Origin of the sequence: Halobacillus sp. B29, assembly GCF_052246755.1 — a bacterium.
In the GTDB taxonomy this organism is placed as follows: Bacteria; Bacillota; Bacilli; order Bacillales; family Halobacillaceae; genus Halobacillus; species Halobacillus halophilus.
Map to the genome: position 1 here is coordinate 114,451 of NZ_JBQQCM010000002.1, position 12,837 is coordinate 127,287.

The 12,837-nt window shown below is 41.0% G+C and carries 11 protein-coding genes; 10 read left to right on the top strand and 1 reads right to left on the bottom strand.

From position 1 onward, the window contains the following. Positions 1–37: 37 nt before the first annotated feature. Positions 38–970, bottom strand: a complete 933-nt coding sequence (gene rnhC / locus ACTWP7_RS02800) for a ribonuclease HIII (RefSeq protein WP_443121939.1) — start codon at positions 968–970, stop codon at positions 38–40. 148 nt (positions 971–1,118) lie between these two features. On the opposite strand from rnhC, the gene zapA reads away from it, so the two are divergent. The 10 genes from zapA to ACTWP7_RS02850 all read left to right on the top strand — a co-directional run bounded on the left by zapA (position 1,119) and on the right by ACTWP7_RS02850 (position 12,798). Next, positions 1,119–1,412, top strand: coding sequence for a cell division protein ZapA (gene zapA, locus ACTWP7_RS02805; protein ID WP_041601379.1), 294 nt, complete (start codon positions 1,119–1,121; stop codon positions 1,410–1,412). Then, positions 1,405–1,947, top strand: a complete 543-nt coding sequence (locus tag ACTWP7_RS02810; protein ID WP_014643959.1) for a CvpA family protein — start codon at positions 1,405–1,407, stop codon at positions 1,945–1,947. Before zapA ends, ACTWP7_RS02810 begins: the two co-directional genes overlap by 8 nt. Positions 1,948–2,061: 114 nt before the next feature. Next, on the top strand, positions 2,062–3,774 hold the full coding sequence (gene polX, locus ACTWP7_RS02815) for a DNA polymerase/3'-5' exonuclease PolX (RefSeq protein WP_014643957.1): 1,713 nt from the start codon (positions 2,062–2,064) through the stop codon (positions 3,772–3,774). Between the two features lie 27 nt (positions 3,775–3,801). Beyond that, positions 3,802–6,147, top strand: a complete 2,346-nt coding sequence (locus tag ACTWP7_RS02820; protein WP_014643956.1) for an endonuclease MutS2 — start codon at positions 3,802–3,804, stop codon at positions 6,145–6,147. A gap of 25 nt (positions 6,148–6,172) precedes the next feature. Continuing rightward, a complete protein-coding gene (locus ACTWP7_RS02825) occupies positions 6,173–6,580 on the top strand; it encodes a DUF350 domain-containing protein (RefSeq protein ID WP_014643955.1) in 408 nt (135 codons plus the stop codon). A gap of 1,229 nt (positions 6,581–7,809) precedes the next feature. After that, complete coding sequence (locus ACTWP7_RS02830) at positions 7,810–9,513, top strand: long-chain-fatty-acid--CoA ligase (RefSeq protein WP_443121940.1); 1,704 nt, start codon at positions 7,810–7,812, stop codon at positions 9,511–9,513. 107 nt (positions 9,514–9,620) lie between these two features. Then, positions 9,621–10,211, top strand: coding sequence for a TetR/AcrR family transcriptional regulator (locus ACTWP7_RS02835; RefSeq protein ID WP_014643953.1), 591 nt, complete (start codon positions 9,621–9,623; stop codon positions 10,209–10,211). A 14-nt stretch (positions 10,212–10,225) separates the two neighbouring features. Further along, a complete protein-coding gene (locus tag ACTWP7_RS02840) occupies positions 10,226–10,999 on the top strand; it encodes an enoyl-CoA hydratase (protein WP_443121941.1) in 774 nt (257 codons plus the stop codon). A 17-nt stretch (positions 11,000–11,016) separates the two neighbouring features. Beyond that, complete coding sequence (locus ACTWP7_RS02845; RefSeq protein WP_014643951.1) at positions 11,017–11,790, top strand: electron transfer flavoprotein subunit beta/FixA family protein; 774 nt, start codon at positions 11,017–11,019, stop codon at positions 11,788–11,790. A gap of 27 nt (positions 11,791–11,817) precedes the next feature. After that, positions 11,818–12,798 (top strand): electron transfer flavoprotein subunit alpha/FixB family protein, encoded by a 981-nt coding sequence (locus tag ACTWP7_RS02850; RefSeq protein WP_443121942.1) that lies wholly within the window; start codon positions 11,818–11,820, stop codon positions 12,796–12,798. Positions 12,799–12,837: the final 39 nt, after the last annotated feature.

Consider the following 12,837-nt stretch of genomic DNA (forward strand, 5'->3'; position numbering starts at 1 on the left):
AGGTGGCCTGGATTTGCCGGGTCACCTGTTTTTTCTTCTATAACTTTTTAGCTTTTTGAGTGTTGGCAAAATGGACTTTTGCTATCTCATCAAGCTTATCTTCACCATAGTGTTTGATGACTTGGGCTGCCGCCTGATCCACTTTTGCGGATGCTCCTTTAGGAATAGAAAGCCCTGTATCCATTTCTAATTGATCCATTGCCTTAACAAAAGCTGACCTAGCGATAATAGATCCTGCAGCAACAGCAATCGAGTAACTTTCGGCTTTGGTCATAAAATATACGTTAGGCTGCAAATGTAATTTTTCACTACGTAAATGCTTTTGGTAAACTTCCGGCTGTGAAAATTGATCAATCAGAATCCCATCTGGTTTCTTGGGAGAAATTTTTTCTAATAATTTTTCGAGAGCCTGATGATGCAGGATCGTTTTCATTTTTCCTTGGGACCAGCCCTTGCGCTGCCATTGATTGTATTTTTTATTCGGAAGCCGCAAAAGACTGTAAGGGATTTTCAGCTCGACGATGCTTTTAGCCAGCTCTCTGATTTGCCTGTCATTTAAATGCTTAGAGTCCTTAACCCCGATGGCTTTTAGCGTATGTGCTTGCTCTTTCGTAACATAAGCGGCAGCAACCGTGATCGGTCCGAAGTAATCTCCAGTTCCAGCTTCATCTGATCCAATGTGTGAACTTGTAAATAAGCTCTCCGGTGGATGGAATGCGTGCGGCTGTTTAGAACTAGAACTACTATTGGATTTAAGGGACCCCTTGTCTGGTTTCCCCCATTGCTCAGACTCCGATTCAGGACTTTTACCTTGGAAAAGAACTTTACCGGAACGATAGGCTGTAATGGTGCAGGCGCTCGTTTTAGCAGCAAAAATAGCGTTTTGAGGCGGATTTTTAAGTTGAGAATGATAATGATTCTTCATTTTTTCCAGGGTTGAAGCTGGTAATTTAAGGACGACTTGTGGCATGTTTAATTCCTTTCTGTAAACAAAAATGGTATGAATAGTATAGCAAAATCTATTTGAAATTAGAACATTTGCAAATTAGATCCATATTGGTTTCCTAATTCAATATCTTCATGTTACTATTAAATTTAGGATTGAGAAACTAGGGGGTATGGACGTGGCACAATCGGACCAAGACAAGAAAAGAATTACAGTGGAGATCAATAAGCGGTCTTACACTATAGTTGGTCATGAAGAACCCCATCATATCCGTATGGTATCCAGCTTAGTGGATCAGAAAATGCGAGAAATTCACGAAGCAAATCCAAGTCTGGATACGGCTAAGCTCGCCGTTTTGACTGCTGTTAATACGATGAATGAATATATAAAGTTAAAAGAAGAATGCACGGAACTGATGGATTATATAGAAAAGAAAGAGGAAAAGGACGACCACAATCATGATTGACTTACTGTTGTTTTTTATATTAATAATTGGAGTTCTAATTGGCCTGAAGAGAGGATTTATTCTCCAGCTCTTCCATCTAATTGGGTTTATTGTCTCTTTTGTAGTAGCGGCTATGTACTACGATGACTTATCCCCAAAGCTAACCCTTTGGGTTCCATATCCTGAATTGCCCGCCGATTCATCCTGGGCTATTTTCATGGAAAATATGCCATTGGAACAAGCGTTCTATAATGCGGTAGCTTTTGCTATATTGTTTTTTGGAGTGAAAATCATTATACATATCATCGCATCCATGTTGGATTTTGTCGCTGAGCTTCCAATCTTGAGTTCATTGAATTCACTATTGGGAGGTATTCTTGGTTTCATAGAGAATTATATTCTGCTTTTTGTCTTACTGTATATAGCAGCATTAGTTCCTCTGGAGATGGTACAGAACGCACTGGATCGTTCTTTCTTAGCTCAGTTTATCATTGAACACACCCCGGTGTTTTCCGAACAATTGAAAACATTATGGATCGAACACGTGGCTGACTGATGATAATGTAGATATGGGTAAACTAAGCCGCTGTGATGAGGATCATAGCGGCTTTTTCTTATGTATATAAGGAGATTGAACAGGAAAATTATCTATTAGAGGAGACGATAAAATATGGCTGTTGATAAAAAGCAAGTAATCAAGTTACTAGATAAGATTGCTGTATATCTTGAGTTGAAAGGGGAGAACCCTTTTAAAATATCTGCCTATCGTAAAGCCGCACAAGCTTTGGAAGCCGATGATCACTCTTTGAATGAAATAGAGGACTTCACTAAGATGAAGGGGATAGGAAAATCTACAGCATCTGTGATACATGAATTTATTGAGAATGGCGAATCGGATACATTAAAGCAGTTACAATCTGAAGTTCCTGAAGGATTAGTTCCATTGCTAGACCTCCCTGGCCTTGGAGGAAAGAAGCTGGCGAAGTTATATCAGGAGTTAGGAATTATAGATGCAGAAACGTTAAAAACAGCAGTAGAAAAAGGTAAGGTAGAAGAATTGGAAGGCTTTGGGAAGAAGTCTGCTGAGAAGATAAAGAAGGCTTTAGAAGAAGCAAATACTCGTCCAGAACGTCTCCCGATTGCTTTAATGCTGCCTCTCGCTGATAAAATAGAAGGTTTTCTTCAGAATGCAAAAACAGTGAAACGCTATTCACGAGCTGGCAGTCTTCGGCGCATGAGGGAGACGATCAAGGATATTGATTTCATCCTGGTCTCTGAAAATCCGGCAGATACAAGAGATGAACTTCTTAACTATCCAGATATAAAAGAGGTAGTGGCTTCAGGGGAGACAAAAGTTTCCATTGTTGTTAATGAAGGCTATGACATTGGAATAGATTTCCGTATTGTTGCCCCTGAGGAGTTCGCAACTACTCTACACCATTTTACGGGCTCTAAGGACCACAATGTTTCAATGAGACAGCTTGCGAAGCAGCAAGGTGAAAAAATAAATGAATATGGCATCGAAAATGCGGAAACAGGTGAAGTTCAGACTTTTGAAACGGAAGAAGATTTCTTTAACCATTTCGGACTTCATTACATTCCCCCGGAAGTCAGGGAGAATTATGGAGAAGTAGAGAAGTATAAAGAACCGGTAGAACTGATTGAATTGAGTGATATACGCGGTGACCTGCATATGCACTCGACTTGGAGTGACGGGGCTCAGTCCATTAAGGAAATGGCTGCACAGGCAAAAAATAAAGGCTATGATTTCATCGCTATAACGGATCACTCCAAGTATTTGAGAGTAGCTAATGGACTTAATGAAGAACGCTTACGCAAACAGCGTGAAGAGATTAACAAAGTGAACGAGTCGATGGAGGATTTCCATATATTTGCGGGTATTGAAATGGACATTCTTCCGGACGGCTCCTTGGATTTTAGTAATGAGTTTCTGGAAGAAATGGATTTTGTTATCGCATCTATTCATTCCAGTTTTAACCAGTCAGAAGAGAAAATTATGGAGAGACTGAATACAGCATTAGAGAATCCTCATGTTGATATGATTGCCCATCCAACAGGCCGCTTAATTGGAAGGCGAAAAGGCTACGATGTAAATGTAGAGGAATTGATTCGTGGAGCGAAGCGCACGGGAACGATTCTGGAATTGAACGCTAACCCTAACCGGCTGGACTTAAACTGGGAATGGTTAATGAAAGCCCAAGAAGAAGGCGTAAATATCGCTATAAATACGGATGCTCACAGTTACCCTATGTTAGAACATATGGAAGTTGGAATTGGCGCGGCCCGAAAAGGATGGCTCAGGAAAGAAACAGTAGTAAATACTTGGACCAAAAAGCAGCTTATGAATAAGTTCGGTATTTGAGTGTTGTTATAAAGGAGACAGATCTACATGAATCAGCGAATCCTTCATGTCTTAGAATATAAAAAAATTATCGATCAATTAAGTGAACATGCAGCCTCCTCACTTGGTAAAGAAAAGGCAGCAGCACTAAAACCTTCCTCTAAACTGGAGGAAGTAAAAGAATGGCAGTTGGAAACAGACGAAGCTGCTCAAGTACTTCGGTTAAAAGGACATGTACCGCTTGGCGGTATTTTTGATATCAAACCTAGTCTAAAAAGAACAACTATTGGTGGTATATTAAGTGCACTAGAGTCTCTGGATGTGGCGAGCACTATTTATGGTGGACGTCAGCTGAAACGGTTTATCGAAGAGGCAGAAGAACCTGAGATGCCTAAGCTCAGGGAAATAGTGACAGGTATTTTGCCCCTCAAGGAACTGGAACAGTCAATACGCAGCTGTATTGACGAGCATGGAAATGTTATGGACGGAGCGTCGGACAAGCTGAGAACCATTCGTTCGAGAGTCCGTACATATGAGAGTCGCGTACGTGATAAAATGGATTCATTTACTAAATCCAAGACTAAAATGCTTTCGGATGCCATTGTAACCATCAGAAATGAGCGGTATGTCCTGCCTGTGAAACAGGAATACCGGGGAGCAATTGGCGGTATTGTGCACGATCAGTCTTCGTCAGGAGCTACACTCTTCATAGAACCCCAATCTGTCGTAGATTTGAATAATCAGCTTCAAGAAGCACGGGTTCAAGAAAAGCATGAGATTGAAAAGATTTTGAAAGAGTTGTCTGAGGAGATTGCGGATCATTATTCTGCTTTATATGAGAATGTAACCCGCTTAGGACACGTTGATTTTATGTTTGCCCGTGCGAAGCTCGGTAAGCAAATGAAAGCTTCTATGCCGTCCATGAACGATGAAGGACGTATTAAAATGCTTCAGGCCAGACATCCATTAATTAATGAGGAGGAAGTGGTTCCCAATGATATAGAAATTGGAGAGGACTATACCTCTATCGTTATTACCGGCCCCAATACCGGAGGGAAGACCGTCACTCTGAAATTAGTAGGCCTATGTACACTGATGGCTCAGTCCGGTCTTCAGATTCCTGCTCTGGATGGTTGTGAAATGGCTGTATTCGAAGAGGTTTATGCTGATATTGGTGATGAACAATCCATCGAACAGAGCTTATCTACTTTCTCTTCTCACATGACTAATATTGTAGATATTCTAAAGCACGTCGATGACAAAACCCTTGTATTATTTGATGAGCTGGGAGCGGGTACCGATCCACAGGAAGGTGCCGCACTTGCAATGTCTATACTGGATGAAGTTGTAAACCGGAATGCTCGTGTAATCGCCACGACCCACTATCCTGAATTAAAAGCTTATGGTTATAACCGTGAAGGTGTAATCAATGCGTCCGTGGAATTTGATATCCAGACTTTAAAGCCTACCTACCGGTTATTAATAGGTGTGCCGGGGCGTAGTAATGCTTTTGAAATTTCGCGTAAGCTTGGATTACATGAATCCGTAATCACGTCAGCTCAGGAGAAAATTGGCGTCGACTCTCAAAGTGTAGAGAATATGATCGCCTCACTGGAAGAATCAAAGCGGGGAGCAGAACAGGATTATGAAGAAGCGGAACGTTTACTGCAGGAAGCGCAAGATCTGCGTAACGAACTGAAGAACAAATGGGATCAGTTCGAGCAAAAACGCGAGGAGCTTTATGAAAAAGCTGAAGAAAAAGCTGAGAAAGCTATTCGTCAGGCACGTGAAGAAGCTGAAACTATTGTCGGGGAAATTAGAAATATGAAATCCCAGGCTGGTATGAAAGAACATGAATGGATTGAGGCACGGAAGATGTTTGACGAGGCTCAACCCGAACTGGCTAAAAAGAAAAAAGAATCAAAACCTGAACCTCAAAAAGAAGTGAAAGAACTTAAATCAGGAGATGAAGTAAAACTTCTTACTTTAAACCAGAATGGGACAATTGTTGAACAGACTGGAAAAAACGAATACCAGGTTCAAGTAGGTGTAATGAAAGTGAAAGCCAAACGAAAAGACTTGGAGTTCATTAAGGCGGAGCAGCCTTATAAAGAAAAACCGATGGCTACGGTTAAAGGGAAAGGGTACCATGTAAAAACGGAACTTGATTTGCGGGGTGAGCGATACGAGGACGCCCTCAATCGACTTGAGAAATATATTGATGACGCATTACTTGCCGGTTACCCAACCGTCTCTATTATACATGGAAAAGGGACGGGAGCATTGAGAACCGCGGTACAAAATTATGCGAAGAATCACCGGAATATAACCAATCACCGTGCCGGTGGAATGAATGAAGGCGGTAGCGGGGTCACCGTACTTGAACTCAGCTAGTAGATTATAAAGGGAGCGTTAAGATATGACAGACTTTTGGGAATATACGTTAATTGAGACAGCCGCGCGCTACAGTGTTGTCATCTTATGTCTGGTCGTCTTTATGGCTATTTTTGAAATCGTCACTTCTTATAATAACTGGAAAGAAATAAAAAATGGAAACCTTGCTGTAGCAATGGCTACAGGAGGTAAAATATTCGGTATTGCTAATATTTTCCGTTTTTCCATTGAACATAATGATTCTCTTCTCGAGACAATGGGGTGGGGGTTGTTTGGATTTATTCTTCTTTTGTCCGGCTATTTTATTTATGAATTCTTAACGCCTTCCTTTAAAATTGACGAAGAAATAGCAACAGATAATCGTGCCGTTGGTTTTATATCATTCATCATCTCGGTAGGTCTTTCGTATGTAATTGGAGCGAATATCATTTAAGGGGCGACATCATGGAAACCTTAGCAAAAGTATTAATGGTTGTTGCAGCTGTTTTTCTACTGATTGGAATTTTATTTTTTATTCTTTATTAGAAGGAAGCCTTCTTCACACGTGAAGAAGGCTTTTTCAATAGGATCTGTTAAACTTACGTGTTGATATTAAGGTAAAGATCCCGATACTGTAAGACTTGATTTCGAGATATTCGTTATGAGGAAGGTACTCCGGGGGACGATTTCGCTTTCCGGCCCTGCACGAAGCAAGGTCGTTCGACGTTGCCACAGGAAGTGCCGATCTTAGTCGAACACCCCTTGTGCTGAACTTCCTCGAGCAAGCTCTGCGGAGGCTCACCGATCATGTTGATGAGGTGAGTGAAAAACTCCTTTCTACCCAGGGGAGTTGTTAAAGTTTGTTGTTGCTTCTCACGAATCGCTTATCGGTGGATGCTTGCCGCGGGCACGGCCTCAGCTAACTAGGTCAAGAAGTTCACTTGACCTAGTGGATCTTCGGCTCGCGCTGTTCCCGCAGGTGTCACCACCGAACGCTCATCGTGGAAGCAACGGAGATCTATCTAAAAAGAGGGGGTATTCTGGAACTTAAAAAAGTAAAAGAAAAGCGTGCTGGAGGAAAGCTAAATCCATCCAGGCCGCTTTTTTGGAGTCTACCTTTCATAAATTCTCAGTTTTCAGCGACCTCATGTTTATCCCGCAGGAGTCTCTCTGTTCCCCTCCGGACCTAGCCGAATCAGAAACTCGAAACCATTTAAGACATTAACGGGTTGATGAGAAAAAAAGCATGTGATCATGAGGCTATTTTCATGCTATAACGATGTGAAATAGCTTGTCATAAAAGCATTTAGGTCCGATTAAGAAGGAGAGCATTCTCTGTTATAAAAGCGTTCGTTATTCTCACCAATCCTATACTTTTTAACGTAACGAACCCAAATTATCTCGAAATCGAGTCTTCCACAATCCGGCCCTATTGCGTAATAAGCTTCTTGTGAAAAATCAACAATAAACTATAATAGAGCTTTTTATTAAAGCGTAACTCGGGAGAAGATCCTTTAGCCAGCTATGACCTAGAGACGCAAAAAGCCATGAGACGGCGTATAAGATGATTGTTATGATAGGCCAATATTTACAGTTAATTTTTTCAAAATTTAAAATTATATTTCAATTTTTTTTCATTAATCGTTATAATGGATATATAAGACTAAAGGGAGGCAATACGATATGGACACTTTTCAACGCCCCTGGCATGAACATTATCCACCAGAAGTACCTACCACTTTGGAATATGACGAAAAGCCACTGCATGATTATTTAGAAGCAAGTGCACAGGCATACGGCGAAAAGAAAGCGCTTTATTTTATGGGTAAGGAATTGACCTATCAGCAAATTTATAAGGAATCACGGTTACTTGCCAGCTATTTACAAGAGAAAGGTTTAAATAAAGGGGACCGAGTATCAATAATGCTACCTAATTGCCCACAGTCTGTGATTGCATATTATGCTATCTTAATGGCAGGAGGAATTGTGGTCCAAACCAACCCCTTATACATGGAGAGAGAGCTTGAGTATCAAATGAAAGATTCTGGAACCAAAATGATTATCTGCCTGGATATTCTTTATCCAAAAGCAGCTAATGTTAAGCCGAACACTCCGCTTGAACATATTATTGTTACCGGAATTAAAGATTATTTACCATTTCCAAAAAACAGACTGTATCCATTTGTACAAAAGAGACAATATCAGGTATTAGTAAAACCGGAACAATCGAGTGACACTCATATTTGGAAGAATATACTAAAAGCAGCAAGTGGAAATGTAACGCCTGTTAAGGTGAATCCCAAAGAAGATTTAGCTCTTCTTCAATATACCGGTGGAACTACTGGTTTTCCAAAAGGAGTTATGCTGACTCATTATAATCTTGTAGTAAACACGCAAATGGCTAAAAGATGGTTGTACAAATGTGAAGAAGGTAAGGAAGTGGTACTCGCCATTCTTCCATTCTTTCATGTGTACGGAATGACATCCGTTATGAACCTTTCCGTTATGATGGGAAACAAGATGGTCCTAATGCCTAAATTCGACGCAGAAGAAGTGTTAAAGGTGATTGAAAAGCAGCGGCCAACTTTATTCCCAGGAGCCCCTACGATTTATATTGCCCTTTTAAATCATCCGAATTTGGAGAAATATGATTTATCTTCAATTGAGGCATGTATCAGTGGTTCAGCGCCTCTTCCTGTAGAAGTTCAGGAAAATTTTGAAAGAATAACAAATGGGAAGCTTGTAGAAGGGTACGGGCTAACGGAGACTTCTCCCACCACTCATTCCAATTTAATATGGGGACGGCGAGTCAGTGGAAGCGTAGGAATTCCTTGGCCTGATACTGATGCTAAAATATACCGGATGGAAGCCGACGTGGAAGCAGAAATCGGAGAAATTGGGGAAATTGTAGTCAAAGGTCCCCAAGTGATGAAAGGCTATTGGAACAAGCCTGAGGAGACAGCGCAAGTTCTCAGTGAAGATGGCTGGTTCCGTACAGGAGACATGGGACGTATGGATGAAGAAGGTTACTTCTATGTAGTAGACCGTAAAAAAGATATGATTATTGCGGGGGGGTATAATATTTATCCTCGTGAAGTGGAAGAAGTATTGTATGAACATTCAGAAATTCAGGAAGCAGTTATCGTTGGTGTTCCAGATCCTTATCGAGGTGAAACCGTCAAAGCATTTATCGTGAAAAAGCAGGGAAGCGAAATAACCGAAGAGGAGTTAGATGAGTATTGCCGTCAGAATATGGCCTCCTACAAAGTGCCCCGCATCTATGAATTCCGTCGGGAACTTCCAAAAACGGCAGTAGGTAAAATTCTGAGACGTACGCTGGTGGAAGAAGAAAAGAGAAAATTAGAGGGTAAAGAAAGCATTCAGTAAATTTTAAAAGAGTGTTAAAAGAAAGTTGACAGATATTTTTCTGGATAGTAGTATAATAGATGAATGACCATTCATTCATTTTCAACAAAGATAGGCAGGAGATTGTAGTGAAAAAGAATAAACCTAAATACAAACAAATAATTGATGCAGCGGTAGAAGTCATTGCTGAAAATGGATACCACTCTTCGCAAGTTTCAAAAATCGCCAAGAAAGCGGGAGTGGCGGATGGTACAATTTATCTTTATTTTAAAAACAAGGAAGATATACTTGTTTCGCTATTCCAGGAGAAAATGGGCCAATTCATAGAGAGAATTCAGGAGGAAACCACTTCTAGACAATCAGCTGAGGAAAAACTTCTTAAATTGATTGAAACTCATTTTGAGCAGCTCGCTGCAGATCATCATTTAGCGATAGTAACTCAGTTAGAGTTGCGTCAATCTAATTCAGAACTCAGACAGCAAATCAATGAAGTTTTAAAAGGGTATTTAAATGTCATTGATGAGATTGTTCAAGAAGGGGTAGAGGAAGGGCTGTTCCGTGATAACCTAGATCGCCGTCTTGTCCGACAAATGATTTTTGGAACCATGGATGAGACGGTGACGAACTGGGTTATGAAAGAACAGCGCTATAACATAGTAGACCAGGCAAAAGAAGTCCATAGTTTGTTTATCCATGGATTAGCCCATTCCAAAAATTAAAGGAGGGAATTTGGTTGTCAACTCTTACATTACAGGTGAAAGAACAAGTAGCAGAAATTACAATACAGAGTCCACCAGCGAATGCTCTGTCCAGTACTATCCTTCAGGATTTGTCAGAAGAAATGGATCGGATTGAACAAGATGAGTCGATTAAAGCCATTTTACTTAAAGGGGAAGGAAAGTTTTTTTCAGCAGGAGCTGACATTAAAGAATTTACCTCTTTACAAGGAGCCTCTGATTATGAAGGACTTTCAAGTAAAGGGCAGGACCTGTTCAACAGAATAGAAAACTTTCATATCCCGGTTATAGCGGCGATTCATGGAGCTGCACTGGGCGGAGGCCTGGAGCTTGCTATGGCATGCCATATACGTTATGTGGCAGATGAGGCAAAGATTGGTCTGCCTGAAATCAACCTTGGGATTGTACCAGGGTTTGCCGGAACTCAGCGACTGCCAAGATATGTTGGAGCTCCTAAAGCATATGAGATGATATTAACAGGCGTTCCAATAACGGGAAGTGAAGCTGCTTCACTCGGTTTGGCAAATCAAAGTTTTCCGGGTGAAGAAGTATTTGAACAAGCTGAAAAGCTGGCTCGTACGATTGCTTCTAAAAGCGGACCGGCGATTAATCAGGTGATGAACTTGATCCCCTATGCTCATACATCCACGTTTAGTGAAGGCGTAAACGCGGAAGCTTCAGCATTTGGAGAAGTTTTTGGCAATGAGGATGCCAAGGAAGGCATTCAAGCTTTTATAGAAAAAAGAAAACCGGAATTTAAAGATAAATAGTCCAGGAGGTTATGTAAATGAACATTTTTGTCTTACTTAAAAGAACCTTTGATACAGAAGAAAAGATAACGGTCGCTAATGGAAAGATTGAGGATGATAGCGCAGAATATATTATCAATCCTTATGATGAATATGCGGTTGAAGAAGCAATTAAGATTCGTGATGAACACGGGGGAGAGGTCACTGTAGTAACAATTGGTGAAGAGGATGCAGAGAAACAATTACGGACAGCATTAGCCATGGGAGCTGATCAGGCCGTTCTTATTAATACAGAAGACGATTTAGAGGAAGGAGATCAGTTTACTACGGTGAAAATTCTGGAAGCTTTCTTCTCTGACCGTGATGTAGATCTTATCCTGGGTGGAAATGTTGCTATTGATGAGGCAAGCGGGCAAGTAGGGCCTCGATTGGCTGAAAGACTTGATATGCCTTGTGTTACGACCATTACAAAAATAGAAATTGACGGCACCACTGTTACGATAGACCGAGATGTCGAGGGAGATGTAGAGAAAGTAGAAACATCGCTTCCGCTGCTTGTTACGTGCCAGCAAGGTTTGAATGAGCCGCGCTATCCATCCTTGCCGGGTATTATGAAAGCGAAGAAAAAGCCATTGGAAGAGCTTGAACTGGATGATTTAGATTTAGAAGAAGACGATGTGGAGCCTAAAACGAAAACTACTGAAATTTTCCTTCCACCTGAAAAGCAAGCAGGTAAAGTTTTGGAAGGTGAAACTGCTGATCAGGTTAAAGAATTAGTATCATTGCTTAAAACCGAAGCTAAAGTACTGTAAATAGAGGACTGGGAAAGGAGAATCGTTATGAGTAAAAAAGTTTTAGTAATTGGGGAAGCTAGAGAAGGATCCCTGCGTAATGTGACTTTTGAAGCGATTGCTGCAGGCAATATAGTTAGTGATGGTGGAGAAGTAGTAGGGGTGCTTTGTGGTTCAGGAGATTTGAATTCAATGGCACAAGAAATGGTGTACTACGGAGCGTCACGTGTGATTACCGTTTCAAACGAAGAATTGAAAACGTATACATCTGATGGGTACGGTCAAGCGATTTATCAGGTAATTCAAGATGAATCGCCTGAAGGCATCATCATGGGTCACACCGCCATTGGAAAAGATGTTACTCCAAAACTTGCAAGCAGATTAGAATCTGGACTAGTTTCAGACGCAACAGAAGTAGTCGTGGAGAACGGAAATATTGTATTTACCCGCCCAATTTATTCAGGTAAGGCATTTGAGAAGAAGGAAGTTACGGATGGACTTGTGTTCGCGACGATTCGTCCAAATAATATCCCCGCCTTAACCCGTGATGATTCTCTGGCTGGGGAAGTCACGGAAAAAGAGGTTGAGGTAACAAATATTCGAACGATCATTAAAGATGTCATCAAAAAATCTTCTGAGGGTGTGGATTTATCAGAAGCTAAAGTTATCGTGGCCGGCGGCCGCGGCGTTAAGAGTTCGGAAGGGTTTGAACCCTTACAAGAGCTGGCAGATACACTTAATGGAACAGTAGGAGCATCGCGCGGTGCTTGTGACGCAGGATACTGTGATTATTCACTTCAGATTGGTCAAACTGGTAAAGTAGTTACTCCGGACTTATATATTGCCTGCGGGATTTCTGGAGCTATTCAGCACTTGGCAGGTATGTCGAACTCTAAAGTAATTGTTGCAATTAATAAAGATCCTGAAGCAAATATCTTTAATGTAGCAGATTATGGGATAGTAGGGGATTTATTTGATGTAGTACCAAAGCTTATTGAGGAAGTGAAACAAATGAAAGTCAATGCATAAAATTTAAAGAGCCGAAGCCAATTAGTTGGCTTCGGCTTT

Coding starts and splice junctions, on each gene's coding strand:
- rnhC (WP_443121939.1), bottom strand. CDS start 970: ATGCCACAAGTCGTCCTTAAATTACCAGCTTCAACCCTGGAAAAAATG.
- zapA (WP_041601379.1), top strand. CDS start 1,119: ATGGACGTGGCACAATCGGACCAAGACAAGAAAAGAATTACAGTGGAG.
- ACTWP7_RS02810 (WP_014643959.1), top strand. CDS start 1,405: ATGATTGACTTACTGTTGTTTTTTATATTAATAATTGGAGTTCTAATT.
- polX (WP_014643957.1), top strand. CDS start 2,062: ATGGCTGTTGATAAAAAGCAAGTAATCAAGTTACTAGATAAGATTGCT.
- ACTWP7_RS02820 (WP_014643956.1), top strand. CDS start 3,802: ATGAATCAGCGAATCCTTCATGTCTTAGAATATAAAAAAATTATCGAT.
- ACTWP7_RS02825 (WP_014643955.1), top strand. CDS start 6,173: ATGACAGACTTTTGGGAATATACGTTAATTGAGACAGCCGCGCGCTAC.
- ACTWP7_RS02830 (WP_443121940.1), top strand. CDS start 7,810: ATGGACACTTTTCAACGCCCCTGGCATGAACATTATCCACCAGAAGTA.
- ACTWP7_RS02845 (WP_014643951.1), top strand. CDS start 11,017: ATGAACATTTTTGTCTTACTTAAAAGAACCTTTGATACAGAAGAAAAG.
- ACTWP7_RS02850 (WP_443121942.1), top strand. CDS start 11,818: ATGAGTAAAAAAGTTTTAGTAATTGGGGAAGCTAGAGAAGGATCCCTG.